Here is a 21,384-nt window from a genome sequence, read left to right as displayed (position 1 = left end):
AGGCGCGGAGACGGGGCGACCCGCGCATGCGGCCCCTCGTGCTTTGAGCCTGCCAAGTGCGGCCTCTAAGCCCCTGCTTCGGTAGGCACTACGAATTTTCCTACGATATCCTACGGCCACGGTAGCATTTTGACGCAAACGGTCGGCCGCGCGGGCAAGCTCGCGCTGCCGCCAGAAGATCAACCAAGAGTGGGGAAACCGTGAGCATTTCACCTAGAGGAATGAGCGTTCAGGAGGCTTACCGCCTCTATCGAGAGGGGTTTCTTCTCGTCAATCGCAGATATCAAAGGAAGCTGGTTTGGACCGTTGAAGAGAAGCAACGCCTAATCGGGAGTTTGCTGAGAGGCTACCCGATCCCACTGATCCTACTTGCGGAGAAGCCGGAGATCCACGGCCCAAACAAGTATGAAATTATCGATGGAATGCAACGCCTCAACGCCATATTCGCATTCATCGAAAACGTGTTCAACTTTGATGGTCGATATTTTTCGGTTCGCGAATTCGCCCGGGCAAGCCAAGTCGCTGCAGCAGGGCTTTTTACGGAGGCACCAGAGGAGCAGCTCCGACTCACCCCTGCTCAGTGCGCGGAGTTGCTGGACTATCAACTCGCCGTAACGATTTATCCATCACGCAATGAGTCCGACATCACGGAGGTGTTTGGAAGAATCAACTCGGGAGGGAAGCAACTAAGCGATCAAGAGAAGCGGCAGGCCGGTGTTGTCAGCAAATTTGCGGATCTAATTAGGCAACTTGCCGCAGAGCTACGCGGAGATGTGTCAAAGGAAGTACTCCTGCTCTCCGACATGCCCGAAATCAGCATTGAAACTATTGGCGCCAAACAGGGCTACCGCGTTCGCGCTGATGACACAGTGTGGTGCAAGCAGGGAATCATCACTTCAGCACAACTGCGGGACAGCGATGACGAAGCCCTCCTTGCAGACATTGCAGCTTCTGTAGTCCTGGGTAAGCCCTTGCCCGCCAGCAAGGAGTTCTTCGACGTTCTGTACGACCAGAAGCAAAAAGAATCACAAGAGGTTGAACAGGCGCTGGCAGCTTACGGAGCGAACCGCCTTCAAAACGAGATCAAGACAACTTTCTCGGTTCTCAATGAAACCATCCTCGCCTACAGCACTGAGCGCAACGCTCTGCGCAAGACGGTAAATCCTCAAAGCGGAAACCCAATCAAGACGGCCTTTTATGCTGTATTCATGGCCTTTTTTGACCTGATTGTTCGCCAGGAACGCTCGCCTGACAATCCCAAAGACATCATGGCTGCCCTCAAGGGCCTGAGAGCCAAGCTAAAGGTGAGCGCACATTACGCAACCACGGAGGACAGAATCAACAACATCGGCCTAACAAAGGGGCTGATTGAGCGGCACTTTGTACACAAAGAGCCGCCGGTATTGAAGCATGGTCCTGGACTCGTAATCGACTTTGAGAACTCACTGAGACGCTCCAAGATTGAGACTCCTCGGTACGAGTTCAAGCAGGGCATCCTTCGCCTATCCAATGATCGGAGTCGGGATCCTGAGGTGCTACGCCGCTTGCCGGAGATGCTTTGCGCAATCGCCAATCTTGGCCCTCAAAGCGAGGGCTATCTGTATTTTGGGATTGCCAACAACCAGAAAGATGCTTTACGCATCCAAGCCCTAGACCAGATCAATCCAATCCAGGTTGGAGACACATTTGTTGTTGGCGTTGATCGCGAAGCAAGGAGCCTGAAAACTAGCATTGAAAAGCATGTCGAGCAAATTGTCAGCGCAATCAAAATCTCGGGACTCTCAGAGCCGCTAAAGACTCAGGCCCTGGCTAACATTGACACGATCGACTATAGAGGGCTCTCTGTTGTTCGCATTCAAATCCCACCACAGCGGGAGGTCTCGTTTGTCGGGGAAGAGGCATTCGTCCGCAGTAATTCCTCCACTGAGGCAGTAGCAGGTCCCAGGCTGTTGGCAGTCAGCCGACTATTTAGAGGTTGATGGGCCGTTTCGACAAGATGGCTGCCCTTGGACTTGCACTTCGAGGAACAGCGGTGACACAGAGGCACCGCCACTCTCAGTCCCTGAAGGTGGCGGTTGCGTAGTGGCAATCGGGCTGCCGTCCCTTGCGCTTGACGCACAGTGGGCAGTCAACGGCCGCGTCTTCTTGCGCTTCGTGGTCCAGCGGCTGTACCCCTGGCTGCGACCTGGAGACGTGATGCTGACGGACAACCTGGGCGCCCACAAAGTCAAAGGCGTGGGTCAGACAACCTAGAGCCCCGACTTCAACCCCATTTTAAGCTGAGGTGGGCCGACTTGAAGAGGCGGCTGCGCAAGCTCGCCCCTCGCGCCGTCAACGAGCTGGCCCAGGCGGTGCGGCAGCTCCGCGCTGCGACTCCTTTCGCGAAGCTCGCCGCCTGGTTCTGCCACTGACTATCCTTCCTTCAGCTCAACTGTTCTCCGCGTTAGCTCATTATAAGCCGCTCAAATCTCTTCCTTAGGAAGTAGTATTCGGGTCGGCGCAGGATTGACTTGACCTCTTCTACCAGCTCTCGGAGGTCTTCGTCATCAAGTGGAACAATAAAGCCTCGGTCATCATGCGCCGTATCGAGGCACCTCTTGATGAATAACTCCTTGTCATCAAACCGACGGCAGACGATGAGTCCTATTTTACCTCGGTTTGGGGAGAACCGCCCAGCCAGTTGGTCCAACTCCGGATTGTTGATTTCCTTGGTGTAGTTCTTACACTCGACAAAAATGTATTGCGATGGATAGTGGCGCGAGAGCCACTCAAAGAAACCTTCAAATGCCGCATTCGTGAATGTTATGTCGACGCGCTTTCGACCTTCGTGTATCTGAAATTCGCGTTGTGGACTCACGAGGGATGGGTAAAATAGTGCAGTAAGTAGTGCCTGCACGGCGTGGTGGTACGTTGTTGCGTTCTCATTCCCTGGCGCCACGGTTAGGACGTTATGGAGCAGCGTGTCCCAGTCGGGAGGAGGGGTGTCGGTATCGTTTGCAAGAGAGTGATGAGTAAGAGGCGGCCGTACTATGTTGCGCTTGTCGTTTCGATAGCGGGCGAGGATTTCGGGATTTCTTCGGGTCTCACGAACGATGACTTTCTTGCCTCGTCCATACTTCATCTCCAAGTCTTTCTTTGTAACGCGGACTTCTCCGTTCTTCAGCAGTTTTACTAGGGCCGACCCTGCCTCAAGTTCCTCCTTCTTAAGATGCTCAAGGATGTAATCACGGTAGTACTCGCCTTGGTCATAGGCCATGTGGCGACGAACGATTACCTTAGGGACCAGTAATAGTTTTCTGCCTTCAACTACTGGTAGGCGTACATATTCAGAGTGCCAGGACTGATGTGTTGGATCCCAGAGCGGCCCTGAGTCCACCTCGCTGGCCATTGGAATTCCATATGCGGTACATGCATCTTGAGTATAGGCGATAAGTGGTTCTCGGATGAGGTTGGTAGTAATATCGGAGACAATGTCCGGGCCGATACCTTCAACCATCAAGATTGTATCTTCGAGATCCTCAAGGAGCCCGCTTTTCACTGCATCGCTCTTGCTGAGTGCTTCCCAAAGGTCGTATGCGGATTCAGTCCCTAAGGCTCGACCGCGGGCCTTCTCGCGTGAAAGCCCTAGGTGTGTCTCATTTGGTTCTTTGAGGTGGCTGAGAAGTTGCCGGGCTGCATCATTATGCTCGCCTGCAATAGCCGTCAGTACTGCCTGAAAGAAGTTCTGCACTAGAGAAACGCACTCCGCACCCCACTGTGATGGCAGAAGCCGTAGTGATCGAGGATCCACAAAGACCTTGAGGTCTCGCTCGATGTCGACGTCTACAAAGTCTAGCGAGGGCTGCGTCAGCCCAAGATTGAAGTGCTCCGATACACGCATGGCAAGTCCCCCGCTGCTCGATGCCGATAGTCAGTATAGCAGACGTACGTAGAGCCACTTAAATAGTTGAGGTCGGCAAAAATTTCCTGAGCCCCTTTTGGTGCTGCAAGGGCGTCGGCCGTCTGGGTCCGCACGGAAACTCCGTCCCAGGAGCCCACGCGAATGGCGCGTATCCGTCCGGCGGACGCCGTGCCGGACGGTTTGAAGACGGACGGAGGCTGTGCTCGGAGGTGGTCTCGAGCCTGGGCGTGAGTGGACCGGCGTGCTGGCTCCCAGCGACTGTGCTTCAGGAGGGGGTCGGCGGCGCGGCGGCGCTTCTACTCTTGGGGTATCAGCTCGCCGATGCGCGAGTTGGGATGCATCTACAGGCGCAGCAGCACGTCGGCCAAGTACTCCTCGGAGTTGACGCCGTTGGCCTCGCAGGTAGCCACCAGCGAGTAGCGCCCCGTATCCGTCCGGTGACCGCCGTGCCGAGCCGCTTGAAGTGGCCTCCGCTGTTTGGTGACGCGCTGCTGGCCAGCGCCGCCATGGACCGACTGCTGCACCACGCCCACGTCCTCACCATCGAGGGTGACAGCTACCGCAACCCGCCGCTCGCCAAGCGCACCCGCGCACCGCGCGCGGCCCAGGTCGAGACCGCCGCACGCTGACGCCTGGCGTAGCCCCTGCCGGACCGGTTTGGCCGAACCCGCGCGGTCCACGCCGTCGCGCTTCCCGGGCTCCTCTCGTCCGGACCTCTTTGGCCGGACCGAACAGCGACCCGATCAGCCGAGCCTTGACAGTCGAGGATGCGCGCTGCTGGGTGGCTCGCTTCGTAGCCTGGTACAACACCGAGCACCGCCACTCTGGCATCCGCTTCGTCACACCCGATGACAGGCACTTCGGTCGAGAGGCCGCGCTGCTCGCCCGGCGTCATCAGGTGTACCAGCGTGCCCGAGCTCGCCACCCCGAGCGCTGGAGCCGCGACACGCGCGATTGGACGCCGGCAGGCCCCGTGCGCCTCAACCCTTCCCCGAACCCCACCCCAGCGGTGGAGGAGTTGAAGCGCATCGGCTGAACCCTCTCACGCGACAACAACCTTGACGCTCACCGTAATCATGCCGCCTGCTTCGACTGCATCAGCTCTCGTCGGGCCTGACTCGGCGAAAGGAAGTTGTGGCGCTCCAGCAGCCAGTGCTCGTTGTACCGATGGGCCCAGTCCAGCAGAGCCCTCCGGAGTTCCTCCACAGTGGAGAAGGTGCGCACCCAGAGCAGCTGCTCCTTGAGGGTGCGGATGAAGCGCTCGGCGCAGCCGTTGCCCTCAGGGCTGCGGACGAAGGACGGACTGGACTCGGCTCCCAGAAAGCGCAGCTCGTTCTGGAAGGCGTCGGAGGTGTACTGGCTGCCGTTGTCGTGGCGTAACTGTTCGCCATGCCTCGTCCGAGCTGAAGAGACGGAGCGGCCTGCCGAGATGGAGGAGGACTAGAGGCGGACGCAGCGTCAGCGTCCTGCGCGCCCTGTTCCCACTCTCAGTGGCATCGGACTGTCCGGCTGGCGGCTCAGAAGCGGTGGACATCCCATCACCACGAAGCTGGGCGAGCAGTTACAATTCGTCCTTCACCCGTGAGGCCCCATGCGTGCATTCGACGCCATTTCACTGCTGGCGCCGCAAGTAGATCCCGGAGACACAAAGATCCATCTCGCGACGAAGGATGGTGAGGAGGACCCGCTCGACGTGTACCTGAAGGGAGAATTCGAGGAGTGGCAGCGCTCGCAAACGCGGCGCAACTTTGAGCGTAGTTACGTTCTTTCATTGATCGCGATGCGCACCGCGAATCACTGGCTGTTCGCGGGTGTGCATGAAATGCGAGGCCGCACCGGGCAGAGAGGTCGGTACCGGTACGACCTCGTGGAGCTTCCCGCATGCGCGGAACTCAACGGGCGGCTCACCGCGCGGTTCCAGCGCCCTGGCCGCCAATCGTACCTAGACGCGGAGAATTGGGTCGACGGGATCAAACTCGCTTCCATCATGCCTGAGCGTATGAGGATCGCCGAGTTTCCCGGCTTCAAAGCCGTTCACCTCACCAAGGGCGAACTGGATACGATCGTACGCCAAGACATCGAATCATGGCGCGCTGCGATGTCGAGCGTGGGCGGTGTGTACCTCATCTCCGACACGGATACAGGTCGCCTGTACGTCGGTAGCGCGACCGGCGTTGGAGGGATCTGGCAACGGTGGTGTCAGTACGCCGCGACCGGGCACGGAGGCAACCAAGAGTTGGTGAGACTCATCCGCGAAACAGGGATCGGACGTGCATCGGCGTTCCGCTTCGCGATCCTGGAAGTGGCCGACACGCATACCAGCGATACGGACCTGTTGCAGCGCGAAGCACACTGGAAGCGGGTTCTGCTGAGCCGCGAGCACGGCCACAACCGCTGAGCGCCGGCTTTCGCTATACGGGCCTTGTGGTACACGCTGGCGATGGTGGTGGGTGTCCAGGCAGGCAGCGTCGGACTTGTACCCCCTGGTGAGCGCTGGGGCCTCCTGGCACGTTCAGGCGGGCAATACGTGGGCCACGTCGACGCGCTTCGTGATCACTGCCGGTTCAACTCGCGCAGCAAGTCCTGGAGCGAGACGGCGCGCAAGTCGCGGCCCGCGAGCCCTTCGACCGCGCCCCCCTCGGCAGGCGGGGCGCGGCTGATAGCGGCGGGTTGCTTTTAGTGGAGGCGGCGAGAATCGAACCCGCCGCCACCAGCGCGCAGGCGCAGCAGCTCAGCTCACCACGGGCAGCGAGAACCCCGCGACCTTGCCAGCCTCCGGACGCGCCACGCCAGCCGCCTCGTTCATGCGGCCCGAACGGAATGGCTCCAGGTCCAACGACACGAACTTGAACCCCAGCGCCAGGAAGGCAGCGTTGACCTTCTGGCGCACGTCCGCGGCCAGGAACCTTTCGTACTCCTCCGCAGCCACCTCCAGCCGCGCCACCTCCTGGTGGTAGCGCACGCGGAACTGCCGGAAGCCCAGCTTGCGCATCTCCGACTCGGCGGAGGCAATCTGGATCAGCCTGTCCCGCGTCACCGCCGTGCCGTACGGAATGCGCGACGCCAGGCACGCCATCTGCGGCTTGTCCCATGTGGGCAGCCCCAGCGACTGGCTCCAGGCGCGAATCTCGTCCTTCGTCAGCCCCGCCTGCGCCAACGGAGACACCACCTTGTGCTCCTGCGCCGCCTTGTGGCCGGGCCGGTGGTCCTTGAAGTCGTCCGCGTTGAAGCCGTCCAGCACCACCGCCATGCCCAGCTCCTGCCGGCGGGCCTCGCAGATGTCGTACAGCTCCGTCTTGCAGAAGTAGCAACGGTTCGTGGGGTTGGCCGCGTACTGCGGATTCGCCAGCTCGTTGCTGCCCACCACCACGTGCCGCGCCCCCATCCGCTCCGCCAGCTCCCGCGCCTCCTGCGCCTCCTCCGGCGCCACCGACGCGGACAGGGCGGTGAGCGCCAGGGCGCGCTCGCCCAATTCCTCCACCGCCACCTTCAGCACGAACGTGGAATCCACGCCTCCGGAGAACGCCACCAGCGCACTGCCATGGGCGCGCAGCGCGGCGCGCATGGCCTCCAGCTTCGGGCGCGAGGACTCACACAGGCTCTGGATCCGCTCGGGGCTCAGCATGGGGAACTCCTAAAACGGAAGGGCCCCGGATTGCACGCGGAAGACGCGGCAACCTGGAGCCCTTCTGGATGATGGGAGCGTGGGCCGTCAGGCCCCTCGCTCAGCGGGCCTTGTTCTTCGCGGGCTTCTTGGCCGACGGAGCCGGCTTCGCCACCCGGGCGGCGCGCGTGGCCGGACGCGCCTTGGCGCCCTTGTCCGCCTTCGCGGCGGCCTTGGCGGCCGGACGGGCCTCGTCACCGCGGCGAGCCTTGGCGCCCTTGTCCGCCTTGGCGGCGCCCTTGTCGCCCTTCTCCGCCTTCGCCGGCAGCGGGTTGGCCTTCATCTTCTTGCCGGTGATGGTCTTCAGCTCCTCGGTGTTCATGTAGCCGAGGTCCAGGAGCGACTGGAAGATCTTCGCCGCGCCGTCCTCCACCGACTCCACATCGGAGTGAATGGTCACTTCCGGCGAGTTGGGCGGCTCGTACGGCTCGGTGATGCCGATGAAGTTGGGGATCTCCCCGTTGAGCGCCTTCTTGTAGCGGCCGGTGCTGTCGCGCTCGATGAGCTTCTCCGTGGGGCAGTCGACGTAGACCTCCACGTAGCGGCCGATGGCGCGACGGTTCTCCTCGCGGCCCGGCTTGTAGGGGCTCACGCAGGGCACCAGCGCCGCGACGCCGTTGCGGGTCAGGAGGTTCGCCACGAAGCCGAGGCGGCGGACCACCGTGGTGCGGTCGTCCTTCGCATCGGAAAGACCCGCCCAGAGCGCCTCGCCGAGCTCACCTTCGTCGAGGATCTCCACGTTGCGGCCAACCTGCCGCAGGCGCGCCGCGATATAGGCGGCCGTCGTGCTCTTCCCGGTCCCGGACATGCCGGTCAGCCAGAGGGTGAAACCAGTGTTGGGGGCCATAAGCCTGTTCAACTCCCTGCGTCCGGAGCGCTTCTTGCAAGCTGCGTGTGGACGCCGCAGATCCAGAAGATGCGCGTGGTTATAGACGAAAACCCCCTCACTTGACAATTCGCACACACCTTTCCGCAGGTGGGGTGAGCGGGCAGTCAAGTGCCTGCCGACACATGGGTTTTTCGTTTATGAAATGACTTTTTCAGGGCTCTTGGAGCCTGAAATCGTCCCCCTGCCACTCGTACTGACACACCCAGACTACACAGCCCCGGTGTATGGATCCGATGAGGTAGGAAACTCCGGGTAGGAGTGGGTGACCTTCCGGGGCTGCCCGGGCCCGGTCTTCCGGGGAGAACGTGGCAGGTGCTTCCACGTGGGAGTGGAAGACACACACCACCCGCTCTCCACGTGCGTCCGCCTCCAGGGAGACGGCCAGCCACTCCTCGGGGGCGAAGGCGTAGGCGGTGTGCGGCCGGTCGGAGGCGTTGCGCAGCGGGCGGACCCTCCATGGGCCCGCATCCCCGGACTGGAGAATCACCCCACAGCCCTCATGGGGGTACGCGGCCTCCAGGTGGCGCACCACCGCGTCGCGGACAGCCAGCGGCCAGCCGGGCTCGGGCCAGCGGATCACGGCCGGGCCGGCTCCGGGCTCCCGGCACAGCGGGCACACCTGCGCACCTCCAGTTCCTCCACGACGCCCGGGGCGACCAGCCAGCGGCCCCCCAGCGCGGGGCCCAGGCCCAGCCGCAGCCGCTGGAACACCAGGGCGCCCAGCGCGCCCAGGGCCACGCCCAGCGCGCCGTCCGGGGGCTGGACGAGGTGACGCACCGTCTCCCCAAAGCACCACACGCACCCGTCCGCGCCCCGGAAGACGACGGCCGCCCGCCTGCCGTCGCCACCCAGGGCCACCCACGGGGCCTCGCCGCCCCAGCCCGAGGGCAGTTCCGCCACCAGTCCCCCACCCCGCCCGGCGCCGGCCGCGTCCGGATTCAGCTGGGGCACGGCTCCATCCAGGGCCTCCACCGCGGGGCGCCCCACGTCGTCCGCCGACACGAGGAAGCCGGGCGCCCAGGGGCCCAGCGTCAACGAGCCCGTGCCCACCACCGGCGTGCCGCCTCCGGCGAGGTACGCCGCGGCCGTCATCCCCGAGGCGCCGGTGGCATCCACCCGCGCCGTGCCCGCCAGCAGAGCTTCCTGCCCGCGGCCACCCACGTCACGCAGGAGGATCTGCCGGGAGTAGCGGAGGATCTGATCTTCACGCAGGGCCACGCTTCAGCCTCCCGCCATTGCGGGGATGAGCGTGAGGCGGTCCGTGTCCGCCACCGGCGTGTCCAGCTCGCGCAGGGCTCGGATGTCCTCGTCGTTGAGGAAGACGTTGACGTAGCGGCGCACGGCACCGCGCTCGTCGAGGACGCGCGCGCCGATGCCGGGGAAGCGTGCGTCCAGATCCTTCAGCACCTCGCGCACGGTGGCGCCGGTGGCGGTGACTTCGGACTGGTTGCTCGTGAACGTGCGCATCGGAGTGGGAATGCGGATGGTCGGCATGGCTCAACGTCCCTGCTTGCGGAGCAGCAACACGTGGGTTCCATCGGGGCGCGGCTCCAGGGAGACGACTTCGTGCCCCTCGTCGCGCGCGTTGCGCGGCACGTTCTTCAGCGGCTCGGCGCCGCGCAGGAGCACCTCCAGCAGCGTCCCCGGCTCCAGCGCCTCCAGCTTCAGCTTGGTGCGCACGTAGGTCATCGGACAGACCTCGCGCGTGATGTCGAGCGTGGCCTTCACCTCGGACATGACTCGGCCTCCTGTGCGGCCTCCGGGTACTCCGGCACGGCGGTGACGCGGCAGCCGGGGCAGTCGGGCGCGCGCTCCACCCGGACGCGGCGGCCCAGCAGCGACACGCCATCCAGCACGTGCAGCGTGGCCTCACCGGGAACGGGACGCGCGGCCCCGAACAGCAGCTCCAGCGCGAGCAGCGACTGCACCGCGCCCACCAGCCCCGCGAGCGAGCCGAGCACCCCCGCCTGCGCGCACGTGGGCACCGCGTCCGGCGGAGGCGGCGCCTCGTAGAGGCAGCGCAGGCACGGCCCGCGAGGGTCCACCCGCATCGCCTGCCCCTGCATGCGCAGCACGCCGCCATAGACGAGCGGCACGCCCGTGAGCACCGCCACGTCCGAGAGGAAGAACTTGGTGGCCACTCCGTCCGTGGCGTCGATGACGGCGTCGTGCGCGCGGAAGAGGGCCTCCGCGTTGCCCGCGTCCACGCGCTCCGGCAGGGGCTCGGTGGACAGCGCGGGGAAGGCGCGCGCCAGGCCCGCGGCGGCGGACTCCGCCTTGTTGCGGCCCACGTCGGCGGGCCGGTGCCACAACTGGCGCGGCAGATTCGTGACGTCCACGCGGTCCGGGTCCGCGAGCGTCAGGTGGCCGACACCCGCCTGCGCCAGCGCCAGGGACGCCGGACAGCCCAGGCCGCCGGCCCCCACGAGGAGCACCCGGGCGCGCTCGAGGCGCGAGGCGTGGGGGATGCGGGGATGATGGTCGGTGTCGTGCCCGTGCATCGGATTGCCCCTTCGCGAGGGGTCGGAAGCGAATAAGGTGCGTGCCCCTGCGTCCACCGAGAAGAAGGGCGCAGGCGCCCACCCACCGTGCCGCTTCGACGCGGACCTCACCTGCCAGGACATATGAGAAACCTGCCCGGCGTGCTCGTCTTTTCCACCGCCCTCCTCCTGGCGGTCGGCTGCCACAAGAACACCGGCGAGGGCCCCGGGCCCACCGACGCGGCCACCACCCAGCCGGACCCGCGCGACGCCATGGAGGCCGTGAAGGACGCGGGCGCCCCCTCGGACGGCGCCCAGACGGGCACCTCGCGCGGCGCCCTGACCGCTGGCGACGACGCGGGCGCGCCCTCCAAGGACGCCGGTGCCATGACCAAGGGCGGCGGTGACCGCAAGACGCTGGAGGCCTGCGTGGACCGCTGGCTCCAGGACCACGGGCTCGACAAGTACGGCCACGCCGAAGGCACCATGTACGCGGGCGGCACGCCGCTCTTCGACGAGCGCACCGGCGAGCAGAAGGACCGGATGGAGTACGTCTTCCAGCGCAAGCCCGAGGCCCGCCAGGCCTGCGCGAAGTGACGCGGGGCGGCGCCGCACGAGGCCATGGGCGTGCCCCCTCCCCCACCCGGGAGGGGAGCAGGCCGCTCCCCGGATTTCCGCCCGCCCGCCCGCTCCCGTAAGCTGCCTGCCCGATGAACACCCATCTCGCTCTGGGCGAGGAGACGCCAGCCAACGACCTGCGCGCCCGCGTGCGGGAGGTGCTGGAGCGCCGCAAGCTGACGGACAGCGTCTCCGCGGAACAGGCCACCGCGTCCTGGGAACAGGACCGCTTCGTCGCCCGCGCCCGCGCGCTCTTCTACGCGCGGATGATGTTCCTCACGCTGGGCCTGCTCATCCTCGCGGTGCCCGCGTGGAGCGGCTACTTCGGCCTCACCGGGCCGTTCTCCTTCGTGGGCTACTTCACGATGCTGCTCTACAGCGTCGCGAACCTGCTGGTCATCGACCACCCGAAGGCCGGCCGCTGGGTGACGTACACCACGCTCTGCCTCGACCTGACCATCATGGTCGTGCTCATCGCCAAGCCCGTGGTGGGCGGCGGTCTGCAGAGCCCGCTGCTCGCCACGCAGCTGCTCTTCACCACGCTGTTCTCCATCCTCTACCCCAAGCCGCTGGCCATCCTCCCGCCGCTGCTGGCGCTGCCGATTACGACGCGGCTCGACCTGCTCCTCAACCGCTCGGTGACGGCGGTGGAGCTGCTCACGCTGCTCTGGTACCTCGCGCTCAACTTCATCATCGTCTACGTGCTCGTGTACCTGAACGAGCGAGAGGCCACCGCGCACCGCGAGGTGGTGGCGCTCCAGGGCGACTTGAAGGAGCTGGCCGTGGTGGAGGAGCGCAACCGGCTGGCGCGCGAAATCCATGACGGCCTGGGCGCGTCGCTCTCGTCCATGATCATCCAGGCCGAGTACATCCTGAACCTCGCGAGCGAGGACGGGCTGCGCTCGGAAATCCGCGAGCTGAAGGCCACCGCGGAGGAGTCCATCGAAGAGCTGCGCCGCAACCTCCGGATGATGCGCGAGGACTTCGAGCTGGCGCAGGGCCTGGAGGACTACGCGAAGACTTTCCGCGAGCGCACCGGCCTGGACATCCGCTTCGAGCGCACCGGGCTGCAGCGCAAGCTGTCCCCCGACGCGCAGCTCGCGCTGTTCCGCATCCTCCAGGAGTCGCTGTCCAACGCGGTGAAGCACGCGGAGGCGAAGAGCGTGCACGTGCGGCTCGACTTCAGCGAGGACCGCGTGCACCTCATCGTCCGCGATGACGGCAAGGGCTTCGACCCGTCCCGCACGCCGCGCGGCCACTACGGCCTGCTCAACATGCGCGAGCGCGCCATCAAGCTCGGCGGCCAGCTCATCGTGGACTCGTCGCCGGGCGCTGGTGCCCAGGTGGCCTTCTCCCTTCCCTGCATGCCTTCATGACCGGAGTACCCGTGGACGCCCCTCCCGCCGCGCCCCCCATCCGCGTCTTCGTGGTGGAAGACCAGACGAAGATCCTCAAGAACCAGCTCCGCCTCTTCGAGGGTCAGCAGGACATCGACATCGTCGGCACCGCGCTGTCCGGCGAGGCCGCGCTGGAGGAAGTGCCCAAGCTGATGCCGGACGTGCTCCTGCTCGACCTGGGGCTGCCGCGCATGAGCGGCATCGACGTCACGCGCGAGGTGAAGGCGCGCTTCCCGAAGATGGAGATCCTCATCTTCACCATCTTCGACGAGGAGGACAAAGTGCTGGAGGCGGTGAAGGCCGGCGCGTCCGGCTACCTCCTCAAGGGCGCCCCGGTGGACAAGATCATCGAGGCCATCAAGGAGGTCCGCGCGGGCGGCACCGTCATCCAGCCCAACCTGGCCCGCCGCCTCCTGCGCCACTTCCGCGTGGACCCGGACTCCGGCCCCGTCCCCACCGAGCCCGTGGCGCCCCCGCCCTCCGTCCCCGTCCCGGAAGTTCCCCCGGAGGCCGTGTCCGCCCAGGAGCCCCCGCTCAAGCCGCTGTCGGACCGCGAGCGGGAAATCCTCCAGCTCATCGCCAAGGGTGTGTCCAACAGCGAGGCGGCCCGGCTCCTCAGCCTCAGCAAGGCCACCATCCGCACCCACCTGGAGCACATCTACCGGAAGCTCGAAGTCACCAACCGCGTCGAGGCCGTCACCGAGGGTATCCGTAAGGGCTTGATTTCCGTGTGAAACGGAAGCCCTGTCCTACCTTTTGCGACTTTGCGCACTTCGTAAGCAACTTCCCGATATAGGCCCCGATAACTCTCTTGTACTGAGAATTTCGCTCCCCAAGAGAGAACGAGGCCTCCCATGCTCCAGGTCGGTTCGCGCGGTTCGGATGTGACGCGGCTCCAGCAGACCCTGTCTCGCGCTGGCTACAACACGGGCGCGGCGGACGGCATCTTCGGGGCGAAGACGAAGGCGGCGGTGGTGGCCTACCAGCGCTCGCACCACCTGGCGGCGGACGGCATCGTGGGCAACAACACGGGCCGCTCCATCTTCAACTCGCGCAACCAGGACATGTGGGACGGCAAGCCGGACGGCGGCCGCCCCGGCAGCACCCAGGGCACGCCGGGCAACTTCCCGGTGAATGGCAGCAACCGCCAGAAGCTGGACTTCGCGTCGAACCTGGCGCGGCAGATGGGGCTGACGATTACGTCCACCACGGGCGGCACGCACACGCCGGGCTCGTACCACTACAAGGGCCGCGCCATCGACGTGGCGGGCAGCCCGTCGCAGATGGCCGCGTACTACCGCCGCCTCGCCGGCACGCGCCCCACGGAGCTCTTCTATGACCCGGTGGGCGGCATCAAGAACGGCACCAACATCGGCGCCATCGGCGGCCACGGCGACCACGTGCACGTGGCGTACTGAGACACGCTGAAGTCATCGAGGCCCGGCGGGAGCGCGTCTCCCTCCGGGCCTTCGTGCGTTCAGGGCCCGCTCGCCTGCTCGCGGTCGCGGTGGAGGCCCGGGCGGCTCTAGGGGATTCCTGAGGGGCGCCTAGGGGACTCCCCAATGGTTGATGCGCTTCACGGACCGCTACCGTCGCGAATGGTCCTGGCCGCACCCCTCTGAAGCAGCTGCGATTTCTACGTCGGGGGGACCACTGCTCGATGGGGGCGCGGACAGGACCGTCTTGCTCGCCAGAGAGGTCCTCACGTACATGAGTCAGTTCCCCCTTCGTACCCTTCCCAGCGCCGCGCTGGTGGGGCTCCTGAGCGTCGCGCTCGCCGCTTGCGGCTCGGACCCTGCGCCCCTTGCCTACAGCGTGGGTGGGAGCGTCACCGGCCTGTCCACCGGCACCCACGTGGTGCTGAAGAACGGCGCGGAGACGCTCGATGTCCCGGCCAACGGCTCCTTTGCCTTCACCCAGAAGGTGCCGGAGGGGGGCGCCTGGTCGGTCACCGTCCAGGAGCAGCCCGCGGGGCACACCTGCACCGTGCAGGGCGGCAGCGGCACCATCCACGGCTCGGACGTCACCAGCGTCGGCGTGGTCTGCTCCACGTTCTCCTACTCCGTGGGCGGGAGCGTCACCGGCCTGTCCGCCGGCTCCCACGTGGTGCTGAGCAACGGCGCCGAGACGCTCGACGTCGCCGCGAACGGGCCCTTCGCCTTCACCCAGCAGGTGGCGCATGGAGCTGCCTGGTCGGTCACCGTCCAGACGCAGCCGGCGGGGCACACCTGCACCGTGGAGGGTGGCAGCGGCACGGTCCAGGACGCGAACGTCACCAGCGTCAGCGTGGTCTGCACCCCGCGCACCTTCGCCGTGCGCGGGACGGTGACGGGCCTTCCCGAGACGCAGTCGGTGGTGCTGAAGGACAACGACGGCGATGAGCTCACCGTCACCGCCGATGGCTCCTTCAGCTTCGCCACCCCGGTGGTCTTCGGTGGCGACTATGCCGTCACCGCGGTGGCCACCTACCCCACGGTGTGCACCGTGGCGCACGGCTCCGGCACCGTGGGCGCCCAGGACGTCACCGACGTGGCCGTCACCTGCGGCATCGCGACCTTCACCGTGGGCGGCAACGTGGTTGGCATGGTGGGTGACACCCAGCTCGAGCTGCAGTTGGACGGCGCCGACGTGGTCAGCGTGGCGGCGCCCGGCGGGTCCTTCACCTTCAACCTGCCGGTGCCGGACCTCGGAACCTACGCAGTGACGATCAAGACCCAGCCGCGGGGCCAGACCTGCACCGTGCGGAACGGGGCGGTCACCCTGGACCATGCGGACTTCACCCACGTGGAGATTGCGTGCTCGCCGGAGGCGTTCCAGGTGCGCGGCATGCTGACGGGCCTGAAGGCGGGCCAGACAGTGGTGTTGAAGAACAAGGGTGGCGATGACCTCACCGTCTCCGCCAATGGCCTCTTCACCTTCGCCACGAAGGTGGCCTTCGCCGACACCTACGACGTCACCCAGCACGCGGTGTACCCGCTCGGGTGCACCCTGACGAACGGCACCGGCACCATGCCCTCCCAGGCCGTCACCAATGTCTCCGTCAGCTGCAGCACGACGACATACACGGTGGGTGGCCAGCTGTCGGGGCTGCTGTCGGGCGCCACGGTCAACGTCAAGAACAACGGCGAGGGCCTCCCCGGCACCACCAACGGCCCCTTCACCTTCCCCACGCCCGTGGCGGACCTCGGGGCCTACAACGTGTTGGTGCCGTCCCAGCCGCCCGGCCACACGTGCACCGTGGCGCGCGGCACAGGCAACCTTGCCGGCCACGACGTCACCGACGTGGCCGTCACGTGCGCGGTGAACACGTACACCGTGGGAGGGACGGTGGTGGGACTGACGAGCGGCCAGTCGCTGAAGCTGCGCAACAACGACAACGCCGCGGATGAACTCACCGTCACTTCCGGCGGCCCGTTCACCTTCACCACCAAAGTGACCTTCAAGAACCTCTACGCCGTGACCGTGGCGGCCACGTACCCGCTGGAGTGCATCGTGCCGAACGGCGCGGGCACCATGGCCGCCTCGAACGTCACCGGCGTGAACGTCTTCTGCAGCACGAAGAAGTACACCGTGGGCGGGACCGTGACGGGGCTGGCTGCGGGTACCACGCTGGAGCTGCGGAACAATGGCGGCAATGACCTCGCCGTCGCCGCCAATGGCGCCTTCACGTTCTCCCAGCCGATGGCGGACCTCAGCGGCTATGCCGTGAGCATCCAGTCGCAGCCGGAGGGCCAGACCTGCACCGTGGACCGCGCGGCGGGCAGTCTGGACCATGGCAACGTGGCCGACGTGGCCGTCACCTGCACGCCGAAGGCCTTCGCCGTGCGTGGGACGGTGACGGGCCTCGTCGGCGGGTCGGTGGTGCTGAAGAACAACGGTGGAGACGCGGTCACCCTCACCAACGACGGAACCTTCGCCTTCAACGCCCCGGTTGGATACGGCGCGGCCTACGGGGTCACCGCCGAGACGTCATCCCCTTGGGTGTGCAGCGTGTCGAATGGCTCCGGCACCATGGGCACCCGGGACGTGGAGAATGTCGCGGTCGTCTGCGGCACCACGGCCTTCACCCTGGGCGGCACGGTGACGGGCCTGGCCGCGGGCACCACGCTCACGCTCCAGAACAACGGGGACGCGCTGCTCACCGTCACCGCCGACGGAGCCTTCACCTTCACCCGGTCCGTGGCGCAGCTCGGCGGCTACGACGTGACGGTGAAGACGAACCCCACGGGCCAGCGCTGCCTCGTGCAGGGCGGGAACGGCACCGTGAATGGAGGACCCATCACCGGTGTCGCCATCACCTGTGCGGACCTCCACGGTCTCCACGTCGACGTCGCGGGACTGACCGGCACGCTGGAGCTGCGCAACGGCCCGGATGCGCTGACCGTCAGCGCCGCGGGTGACCATGCCTTCGCGCGGGGGCTGCTCGCCGGCGAGGCGTACGCGGTGGAGGTGGCGCGCCACCCGGTGGGGCAGACCTGTGAGGTGGCGAGCGGCAGCGGCACCATGGACAGTGCCGACGTCACCCTGACCGTCACCTGCTCCCCCAACCTCATGGTGGTGCGCCTGGGCGTCGGCGGCTCGGTTGCGATTGGCCCCACGGCCGCGGCGGTTCAGGTGGAGGAGTACCGGCCCACGGGTGGGGCGCCGGTGCGCACCTTCCCGCTGCCCTGGCTCGGCCGGGACCGGCTGACCCTCATGGGCAGTATCGGCCTCAACGAGGGCTTGCTGGCGCGCTCGGCCGATGGCCGCTTCCTCACCTTCGCGGGCTACGACGCGGACATGGGCACGAGCCCCCGGACCGCGTCCGCCAGCACCACGGCGCGCGTGGTGGGCCAGTTGGACGTCCACGGCCGCTTCACCATCCCCGTCCGCATCAACGACGGCTACAACACGACCAGCATCCGGGCGGCCATCACCGATGATGGCTCGCGCTACTGGTTGTCGGGCGAGGGCAGCACCGTGAACACCACGGGAGGCATCCGCTTCGTGGATGGCTCGAGCCCGACCTCGTCCGTCCAGGTGTCCAGCACCGTGTACGCCAGCTCGGGTCTGGGCTTCGTGGACGGCGCGCTGGTCTTCGCCACGTCCACGGGGAGCTACTCGCTGGGCTACTTCCCGAACAACCCGCTGCCGACCGTTGGCGGGGCGGAGGCCGGCGGCCTCCCGGGCTTCGTCCTCCCGACGGGGCAGTCCGCGACGGCCGGGGCGTTCGCGACACTCGACACGAACGGCGACCTCGTCCCCGACGTCGCCTATGTGGCGGCGCCCTCCGCGGGCTTCAGGTCCACTCCCAACACCCTCAACCTGCAGAAGTGGACCTTCGATGGAGCCACGTGGACGCAGGTGGCCGGCTTCGTCCCGCGCGTCCCGGACAGCACCGGTGCTCCCGCGATGCTCCCCGTCGACGGTGTGACAGCGGTGAAGACACCCGCGGGCGTGCGCGTGTACGTGACGATGGCGCTGACCGCGAGCTCCACCAGCAACCACCTGGCGACGTTCCTGGACGACGGCACCACCCTCAACCCTGTGCCGACCCTCCTGGTCTCCTCTCCGCAGAACACGCTGTTCCGCTCGGTGGTCCTCAGCCCCAGGCCGTAAGGGCAGGAAGCGCCCGGCGAAGGACTCATCCGCTCGCTCGGTCTCCCCCGAGCGAGCGGAGCCCCTAAGGGATTCCTGAGGAAGTTCTAGGGGGCTCCCCAATGGTCCGCACGTCTCGTGTGTCGGTACCGTCGCGCCGATCCTTGAAGCTCTCTTTCTCCATCAACAACCGCCTCGACGTCGCTCCCGACCGTCGTCCGTCCGTCGGCCGCTGACGTGCAAGGAAGGCCCCCCATCATGAAATGGATTGTCCATCGCCACCTCTTCAGCCTCGCGCTGGTGGGGTGGGTGACCGTCGCGTTGTCCTCAGGCTGCGACAGCGACACATCGAAGACCGTGAAGTCGCTCGCCATCGCGCCGGCGAGCCTCTCGCTCGCGGCGGGCACTCGCGGCGAAGTGCAGGCCACGGCCACCTTCGAGGACGGCAGCACGCAGAGCGTCACCGCGGAGGCCACGTGGACGTCGAGCGATGCCGCGGTGGCCACCGTCTCCAGCGACGCGAGCAGCCCGCGCAAGGTGGATGCGAAGGACAGGGGCCAGGCGCAGGTGCGCGCCACCTACGCGTCCCTCACCGCCGAGGCGCAGGTGCAGGTGACGGATGCCACGCTCGTCTCGCTGGCGCTCACCCCCGCGAGCCCGTCCCTCGCCGTGGGCCTGTCCGAGCAGCTGACGGCGACGGGCACCTTCACGGACGGCAGCACGCAGGGCCTCGATGCCGACGTCACCTGGACGTCCTCGGACGCGGCGGTCGCCACCGTCTCGGACGCGGGACTCGTGCGCGCCGTCGCGCCGGGCCACGTCACGCTCAAGGCCACGCGCGGCACGGTGGAGGCCACCACCGACGTAACGGTGACGCCGGCGACCGTGACGGCCATCAGCGTCGGCCCTGCTGACGCCTTCATGGCCAGCGGCAGCACCCTGCCGCTGCTCGCCACGGCCACCCTGTCCGATGGCACCAGCGCCGACGTCTCCACCGAGGCCGAGTGGAGCTCCAGCGATGCCAGCATCCTGAAGGTGACCGGGCGCAATGCGCGCGGCCAGGCCGTGGGCAGCGCCCGTATCGCCGCCGCCTTCCGCGGGGTGAGTGGCAGCACCCAGGTGACGGTGGCGGAGGCCACCGCGCTGGCCGTCACCCCGACGACGAGCCAGCTCACCACCGGCCACAAGGTGCAGCTGAAGGCCGAGGCCACCCTCACCGGCGGCCACACGCAGGACGTCACCGGCAGCGCCACCTGGGCGAGCAGCAACCTGGACGTGGCCGTCATCTCCCTGGACGCGGCCACCCGGGGTGAAGCCACCGCCGTGGGCGCGGGCTCCTCCACCGTCACCGCCACCTTCAACGGCCTGAGCGCCACCGCCCAGGTGAGTGCCGCGCTGATGCGCGTCACCGCCACCGTGCCCACCTTCCAGCCGCTGGAGGACGGCGTCCTCTCCTTCAACGCCCGCCTCACCTCCACCCTCCCGGCCACCATGCCGCTGCGCTGGAAGCTGACGCTCGGCCGCAAGGGCCTTCCGCCCGCCGCGGACGAGCCCTTCGTGGGCCAGGCCATCCAGTACTTCTCGGGCGCGGCCGGCGAGGACCCGCAGCGGCCCGAGACGTGGAGCAGCTTCGAGACGGACGCGAGCGGCGTGGGCTTCATCGGCCCGGAATCGGGCGTCCCGGTGGGCACCACGCAGCTGCAGAGCGGCGCCGGTCAGACGACGCCACTGCGCCTGAAGTTCCCCTACAAGGGCAGCTACACCCTCACCCTCGAGCTGTACGACCTCACCGACTCCGGCGCCCCCGCGCGCATCGATGAGCCCACCACGCTGGACCTGATCGTGGGCTCGATTCGCGCGCCCGCCGCGTCCGAGCTCCTGCTGTACGTCGCCTCGACGAACAACGACATCGACTCGGAAGCGGTCTGGCCGCAGGCCTTCTCGGTCTACCCGGATGGCACGCAGCTGCACCAGCTCACTCCCGTGACGGCTCCGGTCGTCCTGCCGCGGGACACCCACTCGGAGGTGACGCGCTCGCCGGACCGAAAGACCGTGGCCTGGGTGGACGGGCGGGACATGAGCGGGGGCATCTTCTCCCAGGGCCTCATCTACCTCGCGGACGCGGACGGCTCCAACGTGCGCCGCCTCACCCAGGCAGACGCCAGCCTCTGCGGTGAGCGGGAAGTCGAGTTCTCGCCGGACGGAAAGTGGATTGCATTCGTGCGCTCCTGCTCGAGCGACCCGGCCCCGGGGCGCAGCAGCACGGAGTTCCAGTTCATCATTCGCACCGACGGGACGGACGAGCGGCGCGTCTTCATCCCCGGGCACAACGACATGCCCGCCCCGACCCCCATCTCGAGCTTCGGGTTCGGCGTCTTCTCGCGGGACAGCTCCACCCTCTACACCGTCGAGTTCCCGGCGGCGGGGAACCGGCTCTGGGCCTGGTCGCTGGCCGACGGGAGCTCGCGCCTGGTGGTCGACTTCGCCATCAAGGGCCAGGAGTACGCGTCCATCTCGAAGTTCCCCATGGTGCTGCCCAACGGCGACCTGCTCTACCACTACGTGAACGACGAGATGAGCAGCGACAACTGGCTCGAGCGCATCAAGCCGGACGGGACGGGGCGCGAAATCGTGCGCCCCATCGGGCTCAGCGAGTTGGACGCCCGGTACCTCCAGGGGCGCTTCGCGCTCTCTCCGGACGGCACGCGGGTCGCGTACGCGCAGTGGGATGACGTGGCCACGGGCTACACCATCACGGTGTCCGACCTCGATGGCTCGAACGCCGTCCCGATGGGGAACGCGCCTGCGTACTACGTGGGGCGCATCTCCTGGGTGAAGTAGCCCGATCCAACAAGTTG

General features: G+C 66.6%; 17 protein-coding genes and 3 pseudogenes. 10 read left to right on the top strand and 10 right to left on the bottom strand.

Annotation, left to right across the window (positions count from 1 at the left end):
• The first annotated feature begins 200 nt into the window (after positions 1–200).
• Positions 201–1,979 carry a GmrSD restriction endonuclease domain-containing protein gene (locus OV427_RS44245; protein ID WP_267862269.1) on the top strand — a complete coding sequence of 593 codons (1,779 nt, stop codon included), beginning with the start codon at positions 201–203 and terminating at the stop codon, positions 1,977–1,979.
• Between the two features lie 464 nt (positions 1,980–2,443).
• Here OV427_RS44245 and OV427_RS44240 read toward each other — a convergent pair whose 3' ends face one another.
• Entirely contained in the window at positions 2,444–3,880 is a 1,437-nt protein-coding gene (locus tag OV427_RS44240) for a hypothetical protein (protein WP_267862268.1), read from the bottom strand.
• Positions 3,881–4,245: 365 nt separating this feature from the next.
• Positions 4,246–4,326: pseudogene (locus OV427_RS50660) on the bottom strand (transposase domain-containing protein); the annotation flags it as partial.
• Between the two features lie 21 nt (positions 4,327–4,347).
• Between OV427_RS50660 and OV427_RS44235 the strand changes: the two are divergent.
• Positions 4,348–4,530, top strand: coding sequence for an ATP-binding protein (locus OV427_RS44235; protein ID WP_267862267.1), 183 nt, complete (start codon positions 4,348–4,350; stop codon positions 4,528–4,530).
• A 128-nt stretch (positions 4,531–4,658) separates the two neighbouring features.
• Positions 4,659–4,937 (top strand): annotated as a pseudogene (locus OV427_RS44230) (IS3 family transposase); the annotation flags it as partial.
• A gap of 38 nt (positions 4,938–4,975) precedes the next feature.
• On the opposite strand, the pseudogene OV427_RS44225 reads toward OV427_RS44230, so the two are convergent.
• A pseudogene (locus OV427_RS44225) lies at positions 4,976–5,308 on the bottom strand (integrase core domain-containing protein); the annotation flags it as partial.
• 184 nt (positions 5,309–5,492) lie between these two features.
• On the opposite strand from OV427_RS44225, the gene OV427_RS44220 reads away from it, so the two are divergent.
• The gene (locus tag OV427_RS44220; RefSeq protein ID WP_267862266.1) at positions 5,493–6,299 is read left to right on the top strand and encodes a GIY-YIG nuclease family protein; all 807 of its coding nucleotides are present in this window, start codon (positions 5,493–5,495) and stop codon (positions 6,297–6,299) included.
• A 333-nt stretch (positions 6,300–6,632) separates the two neighbouring features.
• On the opposite strand, the gene larE is transcribed toward OV427_RS44220, so the two are convergent.
• The 7 genes from larE to OV427_RS44185 all read right to left on the bottom strand — a co-directional run bounded on the left by larE (position 6,633) and on the right by OV427_RS44185 (position 10,955).
• Positions 6,633–7,526 carry an ATP-dependent sacrificial sulfur transferase LarE gene (gene larE, locus OV427_RS44215; RefSeq protein WP_267862265.1) on the bottom strand — a complete coding sequence of 298 codons (894 nt, stop codon included), beginning with the start codon at positions 7,524–7,526 and terminating at the stop codon, positions 6,633–6,635.
• 100 nt (positions 7,527–7,626) lie between these two features.
• Positions 7,627–8,412: an adenylyl-sulfate kinase gene (gene cysC / locus OV427_RS44210; protein WP_267862264.1), complete on the bottom strand. Its 786-nt coding sequence runs from the start codon at positions 8,410–8,412 to the stop codon at positions 7,627–7,629.
• A 193-nt stretch (positions 8,413–8,605) separates the two neighbouring features.
• Positions 8,606–9,034: a M67 family metallopeptidase gene (locus OV427_RS44205; protein ID WP_267862263.1), complete on the bottom strand. Its 429-nt coding sequence runs from the start codon at positions 9,032–9,034 to the stop codon at positions 8,606–8,608.
• Positions 9,031–9,672, bottom strand: coding sequence for a ThiF family adenylyltransferase (locus OV427_RS44200; RefSeq protein ID WP_267862262.1), 642 nt, complete (start codon positions 9,670–9,672; stop codon positions 9,031–9,033). Before OV427_RS44200 ends, OV427_RS44205 begins: the two co-directional genes overlap by 4 nt.
• A gap of 3 nt (positions 9,673–9,675) precedes the next feature.
• Complete coding sequence (locus OV427_RS44195) at positions 9,676–9,948, bottom strand: MoaD/ThiS family protein (protein WP_267862261.1); 273 nt, start codon at positions 9,946–9,948, stop codon at positions 9,676–9,678.
• Between the two features lie 3 nt (positions 9,949–9,951).
• Positions 9,952–10,191 carry a sulfurtransferase TusA family protein gene (locus OV427_RS44190; protein WP_267862260.1) on the bottom strand — a complete coding sequence of 80 codons (240 nt, stop codon included), beginning with the start codon at positions 10,189–10,191 and terminating at the stop codon, positions 9,952–9,954.
• A complete protein-coding gene (locus OV427_RS44185) occupies positions 10,179–10,955 on the bottom strand; it encodes a HesA/MoeB/ThiF family protein (RefSeq protein ID WP_267862259.1) in 777 nt (258 codons plus the stop codon). The genes OV427_RS44190 and OV427_RS44185 overlap by 13 nt, the downstream gene beginning before the upstream one ends.
• 123 nt (positions 10,956–11,078) lie before the next feature.
• On the opposite strand from OV427_RS44185, the gene OV427_RS44180 reads away from it, so the two are divergent.
• The 6 genes from OV427_RS44180 to OV427_RS44155 all read left to right on the top strand — a co-directional run bounded on the left by OV427_RS44180 (position 11,079) and on the right by OV427_RS44155 (position 21,367).
• Positions 11,079–11,531: a hypothetical protein gene (locus OV427_RS44180; protein ID WP_267862258.1), complete on the top strand. Its 453-nt coding sequence runs from the start codon at positions 11,079–11,081 to the stop codon at positions 11,529–11,531.
• A gap of 113 nt (positions 11,532–11,644) precedes the next feature.
• Positions 11,645–12,928 (top strand): sensor histidine kinase, encoded by a 1,284-nt coding sequence (locus OV427_RS44175; protein WP_267862257.1) that lies wholly within the window; start codon positions 11,645–11,647, stop codon positions 12,926–12,928.
• On the top strand, positions 12,925–13,683 hold the full coding sequence (locus OV427_RS44170; RefSeq protein ID WP_267862256.1) for a response regulator: 759 nt from the start codon (positions 12,925–12,927) through the stop codon (positions 13,681–13,683). Before OV427_RS44175 ends, OV427_RS44170 begins: the two co-directional genes overlap by 4 nt.
• Positions 13,684–13,803: 120 nt before the next feature.
• Positions 13,804–14,367, top strand: coding sequence for a peptidoglycan-binding domain-containing protein (locus tag OV427_RS44165; protein WP_267862255.1), 564 nt, complete (start codon positions 13,804–13,806; stop codon positions 14,365–14,367).
• Between the two features lie 292 nt (positions 14,368–14,659).
• On the top strand, positions 14,660–18,547 hold the full coding sequence (locus OV427_RS44160) for a hypothetical protein (protein WP_267862254.1): 3,888 nt from the start codon (positions 14,660–14,662) through the stop codon (positions 18,545–18,547).
• Positions 18,548–18,784: 237 nt separating this feature from the next.
• Positions 18,785–21,367 carry an Ig-like domain-containing protein gene (locus OV427_RS44155; protein ID WP_267862253.1) on the top strand — a complete coding sequence of 861 codons (2,583 nt, stop codon included), beginning with the start codon at positions 18,785–18,787 and terminating at the stop codon, positions 21,365–21,367.
• Positions 21,368–21,384: the final 17 nt, after the last annotated feature.

The organism is Pyxidicoccus sp. MSG2 (assembly GCF_026626705.1).
In the GTDB taxonomy this organism is placed as follows: Bacteria; Myxococcota; Myxococcia; order Myxococcales; family Myxococcaceae; genus Myxococcus.
The sequence above is the reverse complement of the archived record's forward strand: the minus strand, read 5'-3'. Positions and strand labels throughout refer to the sequence as shown.